The sequence below is a fragment of the Nocardioides pocheonensis genome, from assembly GCF_003725535.1.
In the GTDB taxonomy this organism is placed as follows: domain Bacteria; phylum Actinomycetota; class Actinomycetes; order Propionibacteriales; family Nocardioidaceae; genus Marmoricola; species Marmoricola pocheonensis.
In genome coordinates this window covers 337,064-358,099 of the sequence record NZ_RJSF01000019.1, presented here as the reverse complement: position 1 = coordinate 358,099, position 21,036 = coordinate 337,064, and the positions used below count along the sequence as shown (strand labels likewise).

The following is a 21,036-nucleotide window of genomic DNA, read 5'->3' as shown; positions in this document are numbered from 1 at the left end:
TCGGCGTACCCCAGCGCAGCATCCGTGCCCGCTCGGCGTACGTCGACGCAGCATCCGTGCCCGCTCGGCGTCACGTCCCCTGTTGGGCGACCCAGGAGGCGTGGAGCCGGCCGTAGACCCCGCCCTCGGCGACCAGGGCCGTGTGCGGGCCACGCTGCACGACCCGTCCCTGGTCGAAGACGATCACCTCGTCGGCGTTCTCGGCCGTGGACATCCGGTGGGCGATGGTGACGCTGGTCCGGCCGGACATCAGCGCCTCGAGGGCGCGGCCGATCCGCATCTCCAGGGCCGGGTCGACCGCGCTGGTGGCCTCGTCGAGGACGAGCAGGTCCGGGTCGGCGAGGTGGGCGCGGACCAGCGCCACCAGCTGGCGCTCGCCGGCACTCATCGACTCACCGCGCTGCCCGACACGGGTGTCGAGACCGAGAGGGAGGGACTCGAGCCAGTCCCCGAGCCCGAGCCCGATGACCGCCCGGCGGACGTCGTCGGGGGTCGCGTCGAGGTCGCCGTACGACACGTTCGCCAGCAGCGTGGAGTCGAAGAGGAAGCCCTCCTGCGGCACGAGCACGACCCGGCGGCGCAGCGACGAGAACGTGACCGTGCGCAGGTCGTGGCCGGCCAGCCGCACCGATCCGGAGACCGGGTCCATCAGCCGGGTGAGCACCTTGGCGAAGGTGGTCTTGCCGGAGCCGGTCTCGCCGACGACCGCGACGCGCGTGCCCGCCTCGATCCGCAGGTCGACGTCGCGCAGCACCAGCGGCCCGCCGGGGTAGGCGAAGTCGACGTGGTCGAACTCGATGTCGAGCGGACGGTGCGGGAGGGACGCTCCCGTAGCGCCCGGGTCGTCGAGATCGGCGGGGGTGTCCAGGATCCCGATCACCCGGCGCCACCCGGCGATCGCGTTCTGGGCGTCGGTGAGCACCTGGGTGCCCATCTGGACCGGGCTCACGAACAGCGACACCAGGAATGCGAAGGCGAGCACCTCGCCGGAGGTGACGTGGCCGGCCCAGAGGTGGCCCTGGCCCAGCCAGATGCCCACGATCAGCACCAGGGCGTTCGCGAGTCCGGCGGAGACGCCGCCCAGCGAGAACGAGAACGCCGTGAGCCCCTGCGCCTTCGTGCTGGCGTCCTGGTAGCGCGCGATCGCCTCGTCGATCCGCGCCTGCGTGCGGCCCTCGATCGCGTGCGTGCGCACGACGACGGCGCCGACGACCGGCTCGGAGACCGCGGCGAGCATCTGGCCGACCATCCGGCGGACCACGCCGTACGCCGCGGACAGCCGGCGCTGGAAGTACCGCAGCGACAGGAACAGCGGCGCGAAGCACACCCAGACCACGATCGTCAGCTGCCAACTGTAGTACAGCATGATCAGGGTCGCCACGATGACCTGCCCGACGCTGATGATGCCGATGATGCCGCCGAAGACCAGGAACTGGCTGACCTGGTCGACGTCGCTGGTGACCCGCGAGACCAGGGCGCCGCGCCGCTCGGTGTTCTGGGTCAGCACCGGGAGGTCGTGCACGTGCCGGAACGCCTTGATTCGCAGGGTCGCGAGACCCCGCTCCGCCGTGGTGAACAGCCGCGCGGTCATCAGGTACGACGAGGCGCCGGTCAGCACGAGGGCGAGCGCCGCGACGAGCGCCATTCGGGTGACGAACGGGAGATCGATGCCGTGCGGGCCGTTGATGCCGCGGTCGAGCGTCTGCTGCACGACGACCGGGACCACGACACGGCCGGCGGTGCCGAGCAGGGCGAGCAGCAGCGTCCCCCAGAAGCCGTCCTTGAGCTCCGGGGAGATCTCGGCACCGCGCTTGATCGTCTGCCAGGCCGAGATCTCGTCGCCGGTGGCCATCGACGTGCCCGCGGACGGGGCCACGGTCGTCACGTCGGCACCTCCTCGTAGGCGTTGACCAGCCGGGCGTAGGCGGGGTTGCGCTGGAGCAGGTCGGCGTGGGTGCCGCGGTCGGCGATCCGTCCGCCGGCGAGGAACAGCACCTCGTCGGCCAGCGCGATCGTGGCCTTGCGGTAGGCGATCAGGACCAGCGTCGACGCCGACCCCTCGGCGACAGCCGTACGCATCGCGGCGAGGATGCGGGCCTCGACCTCCGGGTCGACCGCGGACGTGGCGTCGTCCAGGACGAGCAGGCGAGGACGACGTACGAGGGCACGGGCCAGGGAGAGCCGCTGGCGCTGCCCGCCCGAGAGCGTGGTCCCCCGCTCACCGAGCCGGGAGTCCAGCCCCTTCGGCAGCGCTGCCACGAACCCGTCGGCCTGCGCCGTGCGGAGCGCGGACCACACCTCCTCGTCGGGCACGTCCTCGCCGAGCGTGACGTTGCCCCGGACGGTGTCGTCGAACATGAAGGCGCTCTGCGGCACCAGCGCGACGTGCCGGGCGAGCTCGCCCGGGGCGAGGTCGCGCAGGTCGACCCCGTCGAGCACCACGCGACCGGCGTCGGGGTCGACGAGCCGAGTGAGCAGGGTGGTCAGCGTGCTCTTGCCGGACGCGGTCTCTCCGACGACGGCGACGGTGCGTCCGGGCTCGACCACGAAGCTCAGGTCGCCGAGCACCGGCTGCTGCGGGAGGTAGGAGTAGGCGAGGCCGTCGAGCTCGAGCCGGGCAGCACGCTGCGGGTCGCCGAGCCGCACGTCGCCGTACGTCGTCTCGACGGGTTCGTCGAGCACCCGCTGCACCCGCCGGAAGCCCACGATCGAGCGCGGGAACTCGCCCAGCAGCCAGCCGATCGAGCGGATCGGGAAGGCGACGATCGTGAGCAGGTAGGCGATCGTGACCACGTCGCCGGGGTCGGCATGGCCGTGGCGGATCCGCCACACGCCGACGCCGAGCACCCCCAGCACACCGAACCCGGGCAGTGCCTCGAGCAGCGGGTCGAACACCGCACGGATCCGGCCGACCCGGATGCCCAGGTCGCGCAGCTGCTCGGCCTTCTCCGCGAAGCGCGCCGTCTCCTCGGCCTCCCGCCCGAGCGTCTTGACGACCATCGCGCCGTCGAACGACTCGTGCGCGACCTCGCTCAGCTCGGCGCGCAGCGCCTGGATCCGGGTGAACAGCGGCGAGGAGAACCGTTGGTAGGTCAGGGTCGCTGCTGTGACGAGCGGGAACACCATGAGCCCGACGGCGGCCATGGTGAGGTCGACCAGCAGCATCTGGACGACGGCGATGACCACCATCGCCAGCGTGCCGACCGCCATGGGGAGCGGCGCGATCGGGGCCCACGCCGCCTCGACGTCGGAGTTGGCGTTGGACAGCAGCTGACCGGCCGGGTGCCGCTGGTGCCAGGCCATCGGCAGCCGGAGGTACTGAGCGGTGACCTCGCGCCGGTACGCCGCCTGCATGCGGTACTGCATGACGCCCGCGCCGAGTCGCCGGGCGACGATGCCCACGGCGCGCAGGATCGCCACGCCGAGGAACAGCGCCAGCACCGCGAGGACCGCCCGCGCGGTGGTCGTGCCGGTGCGGAACGCGGGGAGCACCACGTGGTCGGTCGCCCAGCCGAGCACCCAGGCGTCGGCGACGGTGAGCGCGCCGAAGAGCAGGCTGCCGAGCGTCGAGACCGTGAAGATCCACGGCTCCCGGCGGATCGCGACCCCGAGGACGCCGAAGCCGTCCCGCAGGGTCGAGCGGCCCGGGTCAGCAGCCGGAGGACTGGTCGCCTCGTGAGCCCCGTCGTGAGCGGCGGGGTTCGTGGCGTCGTTCGCAGGTGCTCCGTCCGGGCGCGTCGACGTCTCGCTCACAGTGGGCAAACCCTAGGTGGCGCCGAAGTGTTCCGCCCACTCGTTTTGGCGGGCGTGGTGTCGGCAGGCTCAACCACCGGAACCACGGCGCCGGTCAGTAGACCGAGGAGTGGACGTGGTCCATGTGGTTGGCCGTCGCGGAGCCTCGGTTGGGCATCGAGCGCCAACCGTCGCCGGCGCGCTCGCTGGTCCAGATGTGCTGGCGCCAGATCACGTCGAAGATGTCCAGCTCGGAGGCGTGCGCCTGCAGGAACGCGGCGATCTGGTTCCCGAGCGCGACGTCGCTGGTCATGATGTCCAGCGCCTTGCCGCTGCTGTGCTCGCCGTGGTTGTCCCAGCCGCCGTAGCGGGTCACCTGCGGGAAGGCGTGGCACACCGCGCGGTAGAGCCGGACGGCTGCGTCGGTGAGCCCGTGCTCGACGGACGTGTCGGGGCACGGCTGGTCGCTGAGCGGCAGCTTCGCGGGATCGGTGGGCTTCTGGTCCGCGAGGTAGTCCTGGGTCACCCACGCCAGCGTGCGCTGCCCGTCCTGACGTACGACGACCTGGGCGTACCCGCCCGTGCGCTCCCCGGTCACGCCGACGCGGGTGATCGCCTTGACCTCGCCGAGGACGTCCGCGTCCTGCGTGGGTGTGGCGCGCAGGTCGAGGTCGACCGTGGTCCACATCCGGCCGGAGACCTTGGGGTCGATCAGCTGGGCGACCGCGAGCCGGTCCCGGTCGCGGGATGCCTCGATCACGCGCTCGGTGGGCGTCGCGGAAGCCTGGGCACCGGTGGCGGCGGAGAGGTCGCCGGCCGCGGCGTACCGGGTCACGTCGACCGACGGGCCGCCGCCCCCGGACAGCGCGACGCCGATCCCGACCACCGCAGTGGTGACCAACGGCGCGGCCAGGTAGGCGGCGCGACGATGCCTGGATTTCTGTGGCGCAAGGCTGTGTCTGCCTCGGGTCACGAGTCGTCCTCACGTTGACTACAAGGGCATGCCCGCCCGAGCGGGGCCCCGACATCAGAACACGTCCGGCCCCGGAAAGACCAATCCAACTCGTCCCAAAGCGGGCATTCCCGACCGTGAGCGCGGCCACGTGCGGCCGCGGGACGGTCAGCCGCCGGTGGTCTCGTCGGCGTCCTCGCGGAGCACCACACCGCGACCGTCGGTGTCGTCCAGCCACCCCTCGGGGAGCACCACGCGCTTGCGAGGCGCACCCTGGCGGCCCCGCGGCTCGCCGAGGACGACCTCCGGGAACCGCTCGTCCGGGTCGAGCTCGGCGAGCAGCCCGTCGAGCTCCGCGAGCGTCGAGACCAGCGCGAGGGCGTGGCGGAGCTCACCGCCGGCGCGGAACCCCTTGAGGTACCAGGACACGTGCTTGCGGAACTCCTTGCACCCGCGCTCCTCGCCGCCCATGTGCCGGCACAGGAGCTCCGCGTGACGGCGCATCGTCGTGCTCACCTCACCCAGCGACGGCAGCGTCGGTGCCGCGAAGGGCTCGCCGCCCTCGCGGCGGGCGAACGCGGCGGCCAGGTCCCGGAACAGCCACGGGCGGCCGAGGCAGCCCCGTCCGACGACCACACCCGCCGCGCCGGTCTGCTCGACCATCCGGATCGCGTCCCCGGCCTCCCAGATGTCGCCGTTGCCCAGGACCGGGATCGAGACGTGCTCCACCAGCCGGGCGATCGCGTCCCAGTCGGCCACGCCGGAGTAGCCCTGGATCGCCGTGCGGCCGTGGAGCGCGATCGCCGCGACCCCGGACTCCTCCGCGATCCGGCCGGCGTCGAGGTAGGTCAGGTGCTCGGGGTCGATGCCCATGCGCGTCTTCATGGTCACCGGCACGTCGTACCGGGATGCCGCGCCGACCGCCGCGCGCAGGATCTCGCCGAGCAGGTTGCGCTTCCACGGCAGGGCCGCTCCCCCGCCCTTGCGGGTGACCTTGGGCACCGGGCAGCCGAAGTTCAGGTCGACGTGGCTGACGCCGTAGTCGGCGCAGAGGATCTCGGTCGCCTTCCCGACGTACGCCGGGTCGGTGCCGTAGAGCTGCACCGAGCGGATCTTCTCGCGCTCGTCGAAGACCAGCATGGAGCGCGTCGTCGCGTCGCCCTCGACCAGGCCGCGCGAGGTGATCATCTCGCAGACGAACAGGCTGCTCCCGCCGTCCGCGGTCGCCTGCTCCAGGCAGAGCCGACGGTAGGCGGCGTTGGTGATGCCGGCCATCGGGGCGAGCACCACGGGGGTGTCGACCCGGACCGGGCCGAGGGTGAGACCAGCGTTCAGGACTTCTTCTTCTTCTTGTTCGTCGGCGCCGGCGTCGCGGACGCGGCGGGGGTCACCGTGCCGCTCCAGATGATCGGCGCGACCGCCTGCAGCGGACGGAAGCTGATGCCGGTCAGGGTGCCGTGCTCGGGGACGAGGAACACCAGGCAGGTGCTCAGCGTGGCGTTCGGGGCGAACGTCGTCGGCAGAGCGGTGGACGGGCACCGCGAGAACGAGTTGGTGAAGCTCGACGCCTGGATCAGCGTGTTCGCGTTGTCCACGGCCCACAGCGGGATCGGGGTCTGGCCCACGTCACCGTCGCCGACGTTGGTCACCGTGACGTTGACGTAGTACGGCGTGGAGGACTTCGTGCGGTCGTCGAGCACGTAGCTGCTGAGGTCGTCGATGGTGCCCTGCGCGGCGCTCGTCACGGTGAGCTCGAGCACCGTGTTGCGCTGCGCGTTCGGCTCGTAGGCCACGGTCGCCTTCTCGCCGAACTTCAGCTGGGCGCCCGCCTTGGTGAGCTCCACGCCCGACGGCACGTTGACGTCACCGGTCGGCAGGCTGACCGAGGGCTTCGTGGTGGGCTTCTCGCCCGTGCTGCCCCCGCACCCGACGAGCAGCAGCGAGCCGGCGACGACGAGGACGGCAGCGCGAAGCGCGGCTCGAGGGGCAGGGTGAGTCACCCGCACATTGTGCACGGACCGGGCCCGGATGTGGCTCAGGCACAACCCCGCTCGCCGCGTCACCCGGTCTGTCACTCCGCCGGTCTTCGGGGTCAGCACGCGCCGAGGCGCTCGGCGAAGTAGCTGCGCAGACCCTCGAGCGGGATGCGGTCCTGGCTCATCGAGTCGCGCTCGCGCACGGTGGCCGCGCCGTCGTCGAGGCTCTCGAAGTCGACCGTCACGCAGTACGGCGTGCCGATCTCGTCCTGCCGGCGGTAGCGACGCCCGATCGCCCCGGAGTCGTCGAACTCGACGTTCCACAGCTGGCGCAGCTCGGCGGCGAGCGCCTTCGCCCGGGGAGTCAGGTCCTCGTTGCGGCTCAGCGGCAGCACGGCGACCTTGACGGGGGCGAGGCGCGGGTCGAGCCGCAGCACCGTGCGCTTGTCGACGCCGCCCTTCGTGTTGGGCGCCTCGTCCTCGGTGTAGGCGTCGACGAGGAACGTCATCAGGCTGCGCGAGAGGCCGGCCGCGGGCTCGATGACGTACGGCACGTAGCGCTCGTTGTGGGCCTGGTCGAAGTAGGACAGGTCGGTGCCGGACGCCTTGGAGTGCACGGTCAGGTCGTAGTCGGTGCGGTTGGCGATGCCCTCGAGCTCACCCCACTCCGAGCCCGCGAAGTTGAAGCGGTACTCGATGTCGACGGTGCGCGTGGAGTAGTGGCTGCGCTTCTCGGCCGGGTGCTCGTAGTGGCGCAGGTTGTCCTGCTGGATGCCGAGGTCGACGTACCAGCGGGTGCGCTCGTCGATCCAGTACTGGTGCCACTCCTCGTCCTCGCCCGGCTTGACGAAGAACTCCATCTCCATCTGCTCGAACTCGCGCGTGCGGAAGATGAAGTTGCCCGGCGTGATCTCGTTGCGGAAGCTCTTGCCGATCTGGGCGATGCCGAACGGCGGCTTCTTGCGGCTCGAGGTCACGACGTTGGCGAAGTTCAGGAAGATGCCCTGGGCCGTCTCCGGGCGCAGGTAGTGCAGGCCGGACTCGTCCTCGATCACGCCGAGGTAGGTCTTGAGCAACCCGGAGAACTGCCGGGGCTCGGTCCACGCGCCGCGGGTGCCGCAGTTCGGGCACGCGACCGTCGACAGGTCGACGTCGTCGGGCGAGGTGAGTGAGTCGTCCTTCTTCGCCAGCTTCTCGAACACCGCCTCCTGGAGGTGGTCGGCGCGGAACCGCTTGTGGCAGGACTGGCACTCGGTCAGCGGGTCGGTGAACGTCGCGACGTGGCCGGAGGCCTCCCACGTCTGGCGCGGCAGGATCACGCTGGAGTCGAGACCGACGACGTCGTCGCGCGACTGGACCATCGAGCGCCACCACTGGCGCTTGATGTTCTCCTTGAGCTCGACGCCGAGCGGGCCGTAGTCCCAGGCCGAGCGGGTGCCGCCGTAGATCTCCCCGCACGGGAAGACGAAACCCCTCCGCTTGGCGAGGGAGACGACGTTGTCGACGGTGGAGACCGGCTTCTTGGCCACGGGTTGTTCAGCTCCTGCTGGCAGATTCCTGACGCCGACTGGCTGCCGGCGGGCAAGGGCCAACCTTATCGACTACGACGTCCCGGCGTTGCGCGGGATCGCCTCGTTGAGCTCCCCGTCGGCGTCCTCGAAGGCACTGGGCTCGTCGACCGCGCGGCTGAGCAGCGGCACAGCGCCGAGCTTCACGTCGTACGACGAGAGCGCGCGGCGGTAGCTGCCGACGTCGCGCCACCGGGTGACGAGCACCCAGAGCCCCGGGTCGTCGACGTTGCGGCCCGCGCTGCCCTCGAGGTAGCCGACCTGGCCGGCGAGCACCTCGTGCGCGGCGACGAGGTCGTCACGGAACTGCGCCGCATCGCCGGCGGACACCCGGAACCTGTTCACCACCAGCACGGCGAGAGCCTAGCCTCCCGTGCTCGCCGCCGGCTGACTTGACAATGATTCTCATTCGGAATGAGAATCATTGTCATGTCTACCCGTCTCCTCCCGCTCGTGCTCGCCGTCGCGCTCGTCGCGCCGCTGTCGGCGTGCGGGGTCGGCACCAGCAGCGACGGGCGCCCCACCGTGGTGACCTCGTTCTACCCCCTGCAGTTCGTCACGGCCCAGATCGCCGGCCAGCACGTCCGGATCGTCGACCTGACCGCCCCCGGCGTCGAGCCGCACGACCTCGAGCTCAAGGTGCGCCAGGTCGCGGAGGTCGCCAACGCCGACCTCGTGGTCTACGAGTCGAAGCTCCAGCCCGCGGTCGACGACGCGGTGGCGCAGAACGCGAAGCACCACGCGCTCGACGTGGCCCCCGACGTGGACCTCCAGGAGGGCAATCCGCACTTCTGGCTCGACCCGCTCCGCCTGGCGAGGGCGGCCGCGGCCGTCGAGAAGCGGCTGGCCGCCCTCGACCCGAAGCACGCCGCGGACTACGCCGCCAACCTCGCCACCCTGGACACGACCCTGACCACCCTCGACCACGACTTCAGCGCCGGGCTCGCCGACTGCGCCCGGAACGTGGTCGTCACCAGCCACGACGCCTTCGGCTACTGGAGCCGGTACGGCGTCCGCTCGGCGCCGATCGCCGGGCTCTCCCCCGACGCCGAGCCGAGCGCCGCCCACCTCGAGCAGCTGCGCGCCCTGATCGCCCGCGACCACGTCACGACGGTGTTCAGCGAGACGCTCGCGAGCCCCAAGATGGCCGACGTGCTCTCCCACGACCTCGGACTGACCACCGCGGTGCTGGACCCCATCGAGGGCGTGGCCAAGGGCAGCTCCGCCGACTACGTCTCGATCATGCGCAAGAACCTCGCCGCCCTGCAGCAGGCCAACGGGTGCAAGGTGTCCTCATGAGCGTGACGAACGAGCCCGTGCTGGAGGTACGAGACGGCGCCGTGAGCCTGGGCGGCCGGCCGATCCTGCGTGACGTCGACCTGGTCGTCGGTCAGGGCGAGGTGGTCGCACTCCTCGGCGCCAACGGGTCGGGCAAGTCGACGCTGGTGAAGGCCGCGGTCGGCCTGCTGCCGCTGGCCGCCGGGTCGGTGCAGCTCTTCGACCGACCGCTGCACGCCTTCGAGGACTGGTGGCGATTGGGCTACGTGCCCCAGCGCTCGACGATCGCGCAAGGTGTACCGGCGACCGTGCGCGAGGTCGTCGCAGCGGGGCGCCTCGCTCGACGGGGTCCGTTGCGGCTGCCGAGGTCGGCGGACCGGCGCGCCGTACGCGAGGCCCTGGAGACCGTCGGGCTCGCCGACCGGGCGAACCAGCAGGTCTCCACGCTCTCGGGCGGCCAGCAGCAGCGGGTGCTGATGGCCCGGACCCTGGCCGGCGGGCCGGAGCTGCTCGTGCTGGACGAGCCGAACGCCGGCGTCGACCTGATCAGCCAGCAGGCGATCGCCGACGCGCTGGCGACCCGCGCGGCGGCCGGCTCCACGATCCTGGTCGTGCTGCACGAGCTCGGTCCGTTCGAGCCGCTGATCGGACGCACCGTGGTGCTGCGCGAGGGCCGGGTCGCGTACGACGGGCCGCCGACGCACCTGGCCGGTGCCGGCCACCTCGACGCCGGCCACGGCGAGCACTGCGAGCCCGGCGAGCCGATCGTGCACGTGCCGCCGATGTCCGGCCTGCTGGGCGAGGAGCGCTGAGATGGACATCCTGACCGCCGCCTTCATGGTGCGCGCGCTGATCGCCGCCGCCGTCACCGGGCTGGCCGCACCGGCCATCGGCACCTTCCTGGTGCAGCGCCGGCTGTCCCTCATGGGCGACGGCATCGGCCACATCAGCGTCACCGGGGTCGCGCTCGGACTGCTGACCGGTACCTCCCCCACGTTGACCGCCGTCGTGGTGGCGATCGTCGGTGCGGTGGCGATCGAGCTGATCCGCGCGTCGGGCCGGGCGTCGGGCGACGTCGCGCTCGCACTGATCTTCTACGGCGGCCTGGCCGGCGGGCTCATGCTGGTCTCGCTCGGCGGCAAGGGCATCGCCTCGATCAACTCCTACCTGTTCGGCTCGCTGCTCTCGATCTCGCCGACCGACGTGTGGGTGAGCGTGGGGCTGGCGGGCCTGGTGGTCGCCCTCTCCCTCAGCCTCCTGCCACAGCTGTTCTCGGTGTCCAACGACGAGGACTTCGCCCGCACCACGGGCCTGTCCGTGCGGTTCTACAACGTGCTGATCTCGGTGCTGGCCGCGGTGACGGTGAGCGTGGCGATGCGCACGGTCGGGCTCCTGCTGGTCAGCGCACTCCTGGTGATACCGGTGGCGACGGCACAGCAGTTCTCGCGGGGCTTCCGGTCGACGATGCTGGCCGCGATGGTCGCCGGGCTGCTCGCCTCGGTCGTCGGCGTCGCGCTGTCCGCCTACGCGGACCTGCCGCCGGGCTCGACGATCGTGCTGGTCGCCCTGCTCGGCTTCGCCGTCACCGCCCCCGTCGGCATGGTCGTGCAGCGACGACGGCTGGCCCGGGTGCCCTTCGAGATGGCCGAGCCACCCGCCGAGCAGGCCGTCGAGGAGCCGCACCGGCACGCACACGGCCCCGGCTGCGGCCACCTCGCGATCGAGCACGGCGACCACGTCGACTACATCCACGACGGCCACCGGCACGCCGTCCACGGAGGCCACTATGACGAGCACTGACTCCTCGGGCGTGCGTCCCACCCGCCAGCGTCGCGCCGTGGCAGCGGCGCTGGAGGACTTCGACGACTTCCGCAGCGCCCAGGAGATCCACGAGGCGCTCAAGGCAGCCGGCGACAACGTCGGCCTGTCCACGGTCTACCGCGCCCTGCAGGCCATGGCCGACGCCGGCGAGCTCGACATGCTGCGCTCGGAGGCCGGCGAGGCCGTCTACCGTCGCTGCAGCGGCAGCCACCACCATCACCTGGTCTGCCGCGTGTGCGGCGCGACGGTGGAGGTCGAGGGCCCGACCGTGGAGCGGTGGACCCGCGCGGTCGCGGCCGAGCACGGGTACGCCGACGTCAGCCACACGCTGGAGATCTTCGGCACCTGCGCGCGCTGCCACCGGGGGTAGGACAACGCAGCCAGCGTGCGTGCCGGGCTACGCCGCAGGCGTGGTCCGGTGCGTGCGATGGCAAGGCGGAGGAGGGAAGGCGGCCTTCGTCGCTGACGCGCCGCCGTCGACCGACACCTTCCGATTCGGGATGGCGCAGCCAGCGTGCGTGCCGGGTCACGCCTGGCCGTAGCGACGGTTGCGGCGGGCGTATTCCTCGATCGCCGCCCAGAAGGCGAGGCGGTCGACGTCGGGCCAGAGCACGTTGCTGAACACCATCTCGGAGTAGGCGGCCTGCCAGAGCATGAAGTTGCTCAGCCGCTCCTCCCCCGAGGTGCGCCAGACCATGTCCGCCTCGGGCAGCTCGGGGACGTAGAGGTAGCGCGCGAACGTGCGCTCGTCGACGCGGCGGGGGTCGAGCCGGCCGGCGGCCACGTCGTGCGCCACGGCGCGCGCCGCGTCGGCGATCTCGGCGCGTCCGCCGTAGTTCACGCACATCGTGAGGGTGAGCACGTCGTTGTCGCGGGTGAGGTCCTCGGCGATCCGGAGCTCCTTGATCACCGAGCGCCACAGCCGGGGCTCGCGGCCGGCCCAGCGCACCCGGACGCCCAGGCTGTGCAGCTCCTCGCGCCGCCGGCGCACCACGTCGCGGTTGAAGCCCATGAGGAAGCGCACCTCCTCGGGCGAGCGGGACCAGTTCTCGGTCGAGAACGCGTACGCCGAGATCGCCTCGACCCCGATCTCGATGGCGCCCTTGACCACCTCGACGAGGGACTGCTCGCCACGCTCGTGACCCGCGGTGCGCGGCAGCCCGCGCTTCTTGGCCCATCGGCCGTTGCCGTCCATGATCACCGCGACGTGGCGCGGCACCGCCTCGGGGGGCAGGGCGGGCGGCCGGGCACCGCTGGGATGCGGGTCGGGCGCCGCGTAGGTGCGTCGGCGACCTCTCACGAGCCCCCTCCCGCGGGCTGCGCACCCCCGACGTACGCCATCGAGCGGAGCCCGCGCTCGAGGTGCCAGGACAGGTACGCCGAGACCAGGCCGCGGGCCTCCTTGCGGTGCCGGTCGTCGGCGGCGTCCACGACCGGCCAGTCGCCCGCGAGCAGAGCGCCGAGCAGCACGACCGTCTCGAGGGCGGGGTGGGCGGAGCCGGGCACCCGGCACGAGCTGCAGAGCACGCCGCCCGAGGCGGGGTGGAAGGCGCGGTGCCGGCCCTCCACGCCACACCGCACGCATCCGTCGAACGACGGTGCATAACCGGCGACCGCCAGCGAGCGCAGCACGAAGGAGTCCATCACGTCCGCCGGGCGGTGCTCCCCGGACGCCATCGCCCGCAGCGCACCGACGAGCAGGAGGTACTGCTGGACGGACGGCTCGCGTTCCTCCACGACCAGTCGCTCCGCGGTCTCGAGCATCACCGACGCCGCGGTGTAGCGGTCGTACTCGGCGCTGATCGCCTCGCCGAACGGTGAGCGGGTCACCGCCTGCGTGATCACGTCGAGGTTGCGGCCCTCGGCCAGCTGCAGGTCGACGTGGGTGAACGGCTCCAGCCGCGACCCGAACCTCGACGTCGTGCGGCGCACGCCCTTGGCCACGGCTCGGACGACCCCGTGCTCGCGGGTCAGCAGCGTGATGATCCGGTCGGCCTCAGCGAGCTTGCGCGTGCGCAGCACGATCGCTTCGTCGCTGTAGAGGGGCATGCCGACATTGTCGCGCGTCGCCCCTCAGGCCGGGTGGCCGACTCGCTGCTCGACCAGCGGCAGCCTGATCTCGAAGGTGGTGCCCTCTCCCACCTTGCTGGTCAGGTCGATCGTGCCGCCGTGGGCCTCGACGATCGCCTTGGAGATCGCCAGCCCGATGCCGGTGCCCGGGATCGCGTCGGTCTGGACTCCCGGCGACCGGAAGAACTTCACGAACACGTCCTCGAGCTCGTCGGCCGGGATGCCGCGACCGGTGTCCCTGATCCGGATGACGCCCTCGTTGCGGTCGCGCTCGACCGTGCAGGAGACGTGCCCGCCGTGCGGGGTGAACTTGATCGCGTTGTTGAAGATGTTGTCGACCACCTGCGACAGCCGCTCGGCGTCGCCGCTCACCTCGAGCGGGGTCGCGGTCGCCTCGAAGCTGAAGGTCAGGCCGTTGGTGCGGGCCGCCTTCTCGGCCTCCACGGCCGAGGTGCGGACCACGGCGGGCAGCGAGATCCGGCCCACGTGGAGCTCGGCCTTGCCCAGCTTCAGCGCGTCCGAGAGCAGGTCGTCGACGAGGCGGTGGAGGCGTCGGGCGTTGCGCTGCACGGTGAGCAGGAACGGGCGCGCGTCGCCCGGGATCTCCGCGACGTCCTCGAGCAGCACGTCGACGTACCCGACGATCGAGGTGAGCGGGGTGCGCAGCTCGTGGCTGACCGTGGCGACGAACTCGTCCTTGAGCCGTGCGGCGGTCATCAGGTCGGTCACGTCGTGGTAGGCCAGCACCGCGCCGTCGAACTCGCCCGCCGGGGTGAAGAACGGCGACACCGAGACCGCGAACGCCCGGCGCATGTTCGGCTCCTCCCCGACCCAGATCAGGTAGTCGCGCAGGGTCTCGCCGTGCACGGCGCGCCACGTCGGCAGCTCCTCGCGCGCGAGCTCGGTGAACCCGTCGGCCGCGAAGGTGTAGCCGGTGTGCTCGGGAGAGCCGTCGTGGCCCTCGGGATAGGCCAGCTCCATGAACCGCTGGTGACGCGGGTTCATCGAGTGCACCCGGCCCTGCGCGTCGAGGGCGAGCAGGCCCACGTCCACGCTGTTGAGGATCGCCTCGTTGAACCGTCGCTGCTCCGCGCTGTCGGCGACCGCGCGCTCGAGCATCCGCTGCGCGTCGGCCGCCTCGACGACCTTGCTCTGCCACAGCTCGGCGGTCACGGCGACCACCAGCGAGCAGATCAGCGCCAGGACCAGGACCTGCCCCATCCGGGCCAGCTCGACCGACGGGGGCGTGCGCATCAGGAACGTCGGCAGCGAGCCGACCAGAGCCGCGGCGACGGCGAGCGCGACCCCGCGTCGCCCGTACTGCAGGCCCAGCCAGATCGCCGGGAACACCAGGGCGACCCCGACGGTGCTCTCGGGCATGGCCCTCATCAGGCCGAGGGCGAGGATGTCCAGCGTCGGCACGGCGATCGTCCAGCGCTCCGGCACCCGCTCGTGGGCGATGTACGCCGCGAGCACCGTGGCCGCCACGGCGACGCCGAGCCCGGCGAGGTAGTCCACGGTCAGGTGAGCGTGCTGGACGGCGGTCACCGAGAGCAGGTCGAGAGCGACCGGGACGAGGAAGACGTACTGCGCGACCCGGGGGTCTGCGTGGTCCCGGCCGAGCAGGTGCTGGATCCCGAGCAGGAATGCGGATCTGGATCGCATCGGTGGGATCGGCCCCCTCTCGTGCGACCCCTGGACACCGTGAGGGTATCGGCAGGTGACCGGAATCAGCCGTCAAATCGAGACATTTCCGGTTCCGGCTCAGCCCCAACCCACCGCCGAGGCGAGGCGCAGCGGCGGCGACTCGCGCCGCTTCGGGTCAGCTGCCGGCGAGGCGACTGCCGGACGCAGCGCTCCAGCACTCGTCGACGAAGCCGACGGCGATCTCGTCGAGCCGGTCGGGGCGCAGCCGCCACTCCAGGATGCTCCGCGCCGGCACGAACCGCGCGCCGACGAGCTCCTCGGCGAGCATCTCGGCGTCCGCGGCCGGGTGGATCGGGTCCCGGGTGTGGCCCACGACCAGCGCCGGGACGTCGATCGCGCGGCGCTGCTTCGACGAGGGCGCCACCCTGCCGAAGAACAGCCCGTGCACGGTCGCGGCCATCGCCGCGGGCCGCTGGTCGAGGGTGTCCAGGCCGATGCCCACCCAGAACGGCACGATGCCCCGAGGCACGGCGCGGGACGCGAGCCGCACGCCCGTGACCGCGAACGGCACGAACCTCGAGACGAACAGCAGTGGCGCGAACGCGAGGATCCCGGCCTCGACCGCGTTGTCGAGCACCGGCATCTCGACGATCAGGCCCTGTACACGCCCGGGTGCGAGCACCGCCGCCTCCAGCGAGACGTTGGCGCCCAGCGACGTGCCGCCGAGGACGGCGGTGCGGGCGCCGAGGTGGTCCAGCAGCTCGACGACCTGCTCGCCGAAGGCCGTCATCGAGTAGACCAGCGGGTCCTCCGGTCGGTCGGACCGCCCGTGGCCGAGCAGGTCCACCGTGACCACGTGCGACCCGGCCGCGGCCAGCCTGCGCGCGAGCGGCTGGTGCATCCGCCGCGGCATCAGCTGGCCGTGCACGAGGACCACCCAGCGCTCACCCGAGCCGTACTCGGTGTACTCGAGGCGGTGGCCGTCGTGGAAGAACTGACCGACGCGTTCGGAGACCAGGCTCATGGAGGCCAGTTTCGCACGCAGCCGGGCCCGGCGTCCCTCCGCACCGACGGGGGCGCCCTCCGCGTATTCACGCACGCCGACCCCCGATTTCCGCCAGAATCGACCGGTGGTGCAGGGAGGAGAGGTCGCGGCCTGGAGACGGGCGCTCGTCGCCGGGCTGGTCCTCGCCACGCTGGCGGCCGGGCTCGTCGGCATCGAGATCTCCCGGGCGACCGATCACACCGCCAGCTGGTGGCCCGCCGCCGGTGTGGGCGTGGTCGCCCTCTTCGCCGCCCCGCGGTCGTGGTGGCCCTCGCTGGTCGCGGCCCTGTACGTCGCGAACCTGCTGGCGAACGTGCTCGGCGGCCACCCCTGGGACGCGTCGCTCGGTCTGGCGCTGGCCGACGTCCTCGAGGTGGTGGTGGTGTGCTGGGGCACCCGGCGCATCATCGGCCGTCACCTCGAGGGACTCACCGACCTGGCCTGGCTGGTCGGGGTCTCCCTCGCCGGCGCCCTGGTGGCGGCGGTCGGCGTCGCCGTGTGCGCCCGGCTGTTCCTCGGGGGCGACTTCCTCCGCACCGTGCTGGTCACCACCGGCTCGCACTGGGCCTCGGTGATCGTGATCGCCCCGACCGGCCTGCTCCCCCACCGCTCCGTACGTCGCCCGCGGGCCGCCCCCGTGGTGCTGCACGCCCTGCTGCTGTTCGGCGCGATCCTCTTCGCCTTCGGACCGAGCAACGACCTCGCGATGGCGTTCGCACCGCTCCCGCTGGTGATCTGGGCCGGCGTCGCCTTCGGCTCGCGGGTCGTGGTGATCGAGCAGGTGCTGATGGCCAGCGCCGTCACGATCCTCACCGTGCGCGGGTACGGGCCGTTCGTCAGCGACCTGCACCCCGCCGGCAGCCTGGCCAGCAACCTGGTCACCCAGCTCTATCTCGTGTGCCTGGTGGTCACCGGGTTGCCGCTGGCCCTGGCCGTGCGCCAGCAGCTCCTCGCCAACGTCGCCGTGCGCAGCGAGCAGCGTCGTACCGAAGCCGTGATCGACTCCTCGACCACGCCGATCATGGTGGCCGACGTCAACGGGATCATGCTCCTGGCGAACCCGGCCGTCACCCGGCTCACCGGCTTCACCCCCGAGGACCTGCTCGGCCACGGGTTCTGGGAGCGGCTCCTCCCGCCGGAGCAGTGGGAGGTGACCCGGCGGGCCTTCGCCGATCCCGACCGCATCCCGCAGCGCGGGGAGACGGTCATCCGCACCGCTGCGGGCGGCGAGCGGGTCGTGTCCTACTCCAACGGGCTGTATCACAGCCCGGACGACGGCTCTCTCCAGTACGTGCTCACGATGACCGACCTGACCGAGGAGCGCGCGACCCAGCACCTCCTTCAGCACCTGCTCCGCTCGGCGACCACGGTGGCGATCGTCGGGACCGATCGCACCGGCCGGATCACCGTGGTGAACGCCGGCGCCGAGGCCTTGCTCCGGATCGACGCCCGGGCCGCGACGCGGCACTCGTTCCTGGACTTCCTGGATCCCGACCAGCTCACGCTGCGCGGCGTCGCGGCAGGAGTGCCGATCGGGTTCGAGACCCTGGTGCACGACGTGACCGAGGCGGAGTCGCGCACCCGCGACTGGACGTGGGTGCCCCCCGACGGCGTGCCGCTGGTCGTGTCCATGACCACCAGCGTGATCGCGGACGGCTCGGACAGCCCGATCGGCTACCTCTTCGTGGCCCGCGACGTCACCGAGACCCGTCGCAACCAGGAGCTGCTGCGGGAGGCCCTCCAGCGCGAGCAGCTCGCGGTGGACCACCTGCGCGCGCTGGACGACGCGAAGGACGACTTCGTCAGCACGGTCAGCCACGAGCTGCGCACTCCCCTGACCAGCATCATCGGCAGCATCGAGCTGCTCGAGGACGGCATGGCGGGCGAGCTGCTGCCCGCGCAGAAGCAGATGATCGACGTGATCGAGCGCAACGCAGAGCGTCTGCTGTCGATGGCCAACGACCTGCTCACCCTGGCCAGCTACGAGAGCCCGTCCGCCCCGGTCACCCACCTCGAGCCGCTGGACGTCCGCACGGTGGTGCAGGCGAGCCACGCCTCGGTGATCGGGCTGCTGTCCAGCCGCGACCTGAAGCTGAGCGAGGACCTGCCCGCCGAGCCGGTGCTGGTCGACGGTGAGGCGGCCTACCTCGAGCGGGCGCTCACCAACCTGCTCTCCAACGCGATCAAGTTCACCCGCGACGGCGGTGAGATCACCACCACCGTCTCGGTCGACCGCGACGCCGAGAGGTGCCGGCTCAGCGTCTCCGACACCGGGGTCGGCATCCCGGAGGACGAGATCCAGAACGTCTTCCAGCGGTTCTTCCGCTCGAGCAACGTGCGCGCGGACGCGATCCAGGGCACCGGTCTCGGACTCTCGATCGTGCGCTCGATCGTCGAGCGCCACCACGGCGACATCGACGTGCACTCCAACCCGGGGCAGGGCACCACGTTCACGATCACCCTGCCCCTGGCGAGCGGCGTCAGGACCGATTGACCGCCGAGACCACGGCGCGCAGCGACGCGGTGACGATGTTCGGGTCCAGCCCGACGCCCCACCGGATCACGCCGCCGACCACGCACTCCACGTAGGCAGCGGCGATCGCGTCGCCACCGGAGGAGAGCGCATGCTCGTTGTAGTCGAGCACCCGCACGTCCCAGTCCCAGGCCGGGTTGACGTCGCGGAGCCCGTTGATCGCGTCGACGAACGCGGCGATCGGCCCGTTGCCGGTGCCGTGCAGCTCGTGCAGCTCGCCGTCGACGTACACGTTGACGGTGAGCTGGTCCTTCTCGCCGGCAGCCGACGACGTGTGCACGGAGTTGAGCCGGAGCGGCGCGTCCTGGGTGAGGTACTCCGCCTGGAACGCCGACCAGATCTCGTCGGGCGACATCTCCTTGCCGGAGTCGTCGGTGGCCTGCTGGACGACGCGGCTGAACTCGATCTGCAGCCGCCGGGGCAGGTCGAGCTTGTGCTCGGACTTCATGATGTAGGCCACGCCGCCCTTGCCGGACTGGCTGTTGACCCGGATCACGGCCTCGTAGGTGCGACCGACGTCCTTCGGGTCGATCGGCAGGTACGGCGCCTCCCAGGGGATCTCCGAGACCGGCTTGCCCTGCTCCTCGGCGACCCGGTCGAGGTCCTCGAGGCCCTTCTTGATCGCGTCCTGGTGGGAGCCCGAGAACGCGGTGTAGACGAGGTCGCCGGCGTACGGGTGGCGCGGGTGCACCGGCAGCTGGGTGCAGTACTCCACGGTGCGCCTGATCTCGTCGATGTCGCTGAAGTCGATCTGCGGGTCGATGCCCTGGCTGAAGAGGTTCATCCCGAGGGTCACCAGGCAGACGTTGCCGGTCCGCTCGCCGTGGCCGAACAGGCAGCCCTCGACCCGGTCGGCGCCGGCCATCATCGCCAGCTCGGTGGCCGCGACCGCGGTGCCGCGGTCGTTGTGGGGGTGGAGGCTGATCGTGGTGAACTCCCGACGGGTCAGCTGGCGGGAGAACCACTCGATCTGGTCCGCGTACACGTTCGGCGTCGCGACCTCGATCGTGGCCGGCAGGTTCAGGATGATCTCGCGGCCGTCGGCCGGCTGCCACACGTCGGAGACCGCCTCGCAGACCTCGACCGAGAACGGCAGCTCGGTGGAGGTGAAGATCTCCGGGCTGTACTCGTAGCCGATCACGGTCTTGTCCAGGTGGTTCTCGGCGTGCTTCATCACCAGCTGGGTGCCGCGCACCGCGATGTCCTTGACCTCGTCCTTGCCGGCGTGGAACACCACGCGTCGGAAGAGCGGGGCGAGGGCGTTGTACAGGTGGATGTTCGCCTTCGGTACGCCGATCAGCGACTGCACCGTCCGCTCGATCAGGTCCTCGCGCGCCTGGGTGAGCACCGAGATCGTGACGTCGTCGGGCACCTTGTCGCGCTCGATCAGCTGCCGGACGAACTGGAAGTCGGTCTCGCTGGCGCTCGGGAACCCGACCTCGATCTCCTTGTAGCCCATCGCGACCAGCAGGTCGAACATCCTGTGCTTGCGCTCGGGGCTCATCGGGTCGATCAGCGCCTGGTTGCCGTCGCGCAGGTCGGTGGACAGCCACCGTGGTGCCTGCGTGATCTGCGCGGTCGGCCAGGTCCGGTCGGGAAGGTCGATCGGCGGGAACGGGCGGTAGCGGTGCACCGGCATGCCGCTGGGCTTCTGGGTGTTGGCGAACCGGCTCAGCCGGGAGTTCTCGAGGGTCATGTTCGTCTCTTCGCTGTCAGTGAGTGGTGCCGGCGTGCACGAACACTCCGCAGCGAGGGGGTCCGGCTCTGTCAGACCTCGCTACGGCAGCGAAGGAGGAGGCTGCGCATCAACATGAGGCGGCCAGCATAGCGGAGACGCCGCCTAGTGTCGGAGGTATGTCCACGCTGCTCGTCATCCACCACTCCCCCACCCGAGCCCTGCAGGCGCTGACCGAGCAGGTGCTGGCCGGCACCCGGGACGACTCCCTCGAGGGCGTCGAGGTGGTCGAGCGGCCGGCCCTCGCCTTCGCCACGGGGGACGCCGACGCCGACGACCTGCTGGCCGCCGACGGCTTCGTGCTCGGCACCACTGCCAACTTCGGTTACATGAGCGGGGCGCTCAAGCACGTCTTCGACTCGACCTTCCTCCAGGTCGGCGGAGCGCTCGACCCGAGCGGAGCCGCCGGCGAGTCCGCCGGGGCGACGAAGGGGCGGCCGTTCGGGCTCTACGTGCACGGCCGCTACGACACCACCGGCGCGGTGCGATCGGTGCTCTCGATCACCGGGGCGCTCGGCTGGAAGCAGGGCTACGACGTGCTGGAGGCGATGGGTGACGTCGACGACGCCGACCTGGAGGCCGCCTACGAGCTGGGCGGTACGATCGCCGCACTGCTGTCCGTCTGAGAGGCCAGCTGAGTGGGGCCGCCTGACCGAGGGCCGGCTGAGGAGGCGCTGAG

18 protein-coding genes are annotated in these 21,036 nt (G+C 71.5%); 6 read left to right on the top strand and 12 right to left on the bottom strand.

The genetic code is table 11. From position 1 onward, the window contains the following. Positions 1 to 70: 70 nt before the first annotated feature. From EFL26_RS07550 to EFL26_RS07520, 7 genes are all read right to left on the bottom strand, one after another. The gene (locus EFL26_RS07550) at positions 71 to 1,885 is read right to left on the bottom strand and encodes an ABC transporter ATP-binding protein (RefSeq protein WP_342773520.1); all 1,815 of its coding nucleotides are present in this window, start codon (positions 1,883 to 1,885) and stop codon (positions 71 to 73) included. Further along, the gene (locus EFL26_RS07545; RefSeq protein WP_123222448.1) at positions 1,882 to 3,633 is read right to left on the bottom strand and encodes an ABC transporter ATP-binding protein; all 1,752 of its coding nucleotides are present in this window, start codon (positions 3,631 to 3,633) and stop codon (positions 1,882 to 1,884) included. Before EFL26_RS07545 ends, EFL26_RS07550 begins: the two co-directional genes overlap by 4 nt. Before the next feature lie 214 nt (positions 3,634 to 3,847). Then, positions 3,848 to 4,633 carry an SH3 domain-containing protein gene (locus EFL26_RS07540; protein ID WP_148046658.1) on the bottom strand — a complete coding sequence of 262 codons (786 nt, stop codon included), beginning with the start codon at positions 4,631 to 4,633 and terminating at the stop codon, positions 3,848 to 3,850. A 219-nt stretch (positions 4,634 to 4,852) separates the two neighbouring features. Continuing rightward, on the bottom strand, positions 4,853 to 6,019 hold the full coding sequence (dusB, locus tag EFL26_RS07535; RefSeq protein WP_425464103.1) for a tRNA dihydrouridine synthase DusB: 1,167 nt from the start codon (positions 6,017 to 6,019) through the stop codon (positions 4,853 to 4,855). Continuing rightward, on the bottom strand, positions 6,016 to 6,684 hold the full coding sequence (locus tag EFL26_RS07530; protein ID WP_123222254.1) for a hypothetical protein: 669 nt from the start codon (positions 6,682 to 6,684) through the stop codon (positions 6,016 to 6,018). Before EFL26_RS07530 ends, dusB begins: the two co-directional genes overlap by 4 nt. A 92-nt stretch (positions 6,685 to 6,776) precedes the next feature. Continuing rightward, positions 6,777 to 8,189 carry a glycine--tRNA ligase gene (locus tag EFL26_RS07525; RefSeq protein WP_123222253.1) on the bottom strand — a complete coding sequence of 471 codons (1,413 nt, stop codon included), beginning with the start codon at positions 8,187 to 8,189 and terminating at the stop codon, positions 6,777 to 6,779. 72 nt (positions 8,190 to 8,261) lie between these two features. Further along, on the bottom strand, positions 8,262 to 8,582 hold the full coding sequence (locus tag EFL26_RS07520) for an antibiotic biosynthesis monooxygenase family protein (protein ID WP_123222252.1): 321 nt from the start codon (positions 8,580 to 8,582) through the stop codon (positions 8,262 to 8,264). Positions 8,583 to 8,657: 75 nt separating this feature from the next. Between EFL26_RS07520 and EFL26_RS07515 the strand changes: the two genes are divergently transcribed. The 4 genes from EFL26_RS07515 to EFL26_RS07500 are packed head-to-tail and all read left to right on the top strand — an operon-like array spanning position 8,658 to position 11,697. Continuing rightward, positions 8,658 to 9,527: a metal ABC transporter substrate-binding protein gene (locus tag EFL26_RS07515; protein WP_123222251.1), complete on the top strand. Its 870-nt coding sequence runs from the start codon at positions 8,658 to 8,660 to the stop codon at positions 9,525 to 9,527. Next, positions 9,524 to 10,318: a metal ABC transporter ATP-binding protein gene (locus EFL26_RS07510; protein WP_123222250.1), complete on the top strand. Its 795-nt coding sequence runs from the start codon at positions 9,524 to 9,526 to the stop codon at positions 10,316 to 10,318. Before EFL26_RS07515 ends, EFL26_RS07510 begins: the two co-directional genes overlap by 4 nt. Position 10,319: 1 nt before the next feature. Continuing rightward, positions 10,320 to 11,306 carry a metal ABC transporter permease gene (locus EFL26_RS07505; RefSeq protein WP_123222249.1) on the top strand — a complete coding sequence of 329 codons (987 nt, stop codon included), beginning with the start codon at positions 10,320 to 10,322 and terminating at the stop codon, positions 11,304 to 11,306. Then, entirely contained in the window at positions 11,293 to 11,697 is a 405-nt protein-coding gene (locus EFL26_RS07500; protein WP_123222248.1) for a Fur family transcriptional regulator, read from the top strand. The genes EFL26_RS07505 and EFL26_RS07500 overlap by 14 nt, the downstream gene beginning before the upstream one ends. Before the next feature lie 156 nt (positions 11,698 to 11,853). On the opposite strand, the gene EFL26_RS07495 is transcribed toward EFL26_RS07500, so the two are convergent. From EFL26_RS07495 to EFL26_RS07480, 4 genes are all read right to left on the bottom strand, one after another. After that, on the bottom strand, positions 11,854 to 12,627 hold the full coding sequence (locus tag EFL26_RS07495) for an isoprenyl transferase (RefSeq protein ID WP_123222247.1): 774 nt from the start codon (positions 12,625 to 12,627) through the stop codon (positions 11,854 to 11,856). Continuing rightward, entirely contained in the window at positions 12,624 to 13,376 is a 753-nt protein-coding gene (gene recO, locus EFL26_RS24640; protein ID WP_123222246.1) for a DNA repair protein RecO, read from the bottom strand. The genes EFL26_RS07495 and recO overlap by 4 nt, the downstream gene beginning before the upstream one ends. A gap of 24 nt (positions 13,377 to 13,400) precedes the next feature. Continuing rightward, positions 13,401 to 15,062 (bottom strand): sensor histidine kinase, encoded by a 1,662-nt coding sequence (locus EFL26_RS07485; RefSeq protein ID WP_123222245.1) that lies wholly within the window; start codon positions 15,060 to 15,062, stop codon positions 13,401 to 13,403. A 157-nt stretch (positions 15,063 to 15,219) separates the two neighbouring features. Then, positions 15,220 to 16,068: an alpha/beta fold hydrolase gene (locus EFL26_RS07480; RefSeq protein ID WP_123222244.1), complete on the bottom strand. Its 849-nt coding sequence runs from the start codon at positions 16,066 to 16,068 to the stop codon at positions 15,220 to 15,222. 106 nt (positions 16,069 to 16,174) lie between these two features. Here EFL26_RS07480 and EFL26_RS07475 point away from each other — a divergent pair, with 106 nt between their 5' ends. Continuing rightward, the gene (locus EFL26_RS07475) at positions 16,175 to 18,583 is read left to right on the top strand and encodes an ATP-binding protein (RefSeq protein WP_183408078.1); all 2,409 of its coding nucleotides are present in this window, start codon (positions 16,175 to 16,177) and stop codon (positions 18,581 to 18,583) included. Here the strand turns inward: EFL26_RS07475 and leuA are convergent. Then, positions 18,570 to 20,318 (bottom strand): 2-isopropylmalate synthase, encoded by a 1,749-nt coding sequence (gene leuA, locus EFL26_RS07470; protein ID WP_123222242.1) that lies wholly within the window; start codon positions 20,316 to 20,318, stop codon positions 18,570 to 18,572. The genes EFL26_RS07475 and leuA overlap by 14 nt on opposite strands. A 158-nt stretch (positions 20,319 to 20,476) precedes the next feature. Between leuA and EFL26_RS07465 the strand changes: the two genes are divergently transcribed. Beyond that, positions 20,477 to 20,983 carry a flavodoxin family protein gene (locus tag EFL26_RS07465; protein ID WP_123222241.1) on the top strand — a complete coding sequence of 169 codons (507 nt, stop codon included), beginning with the start codon at positions 20,477 to 20,479 and terminating at the stop codon, positions 20,981 to 20,983. Positions 20,984 to 21,036 lie beyond the last annotated feature (53 nt).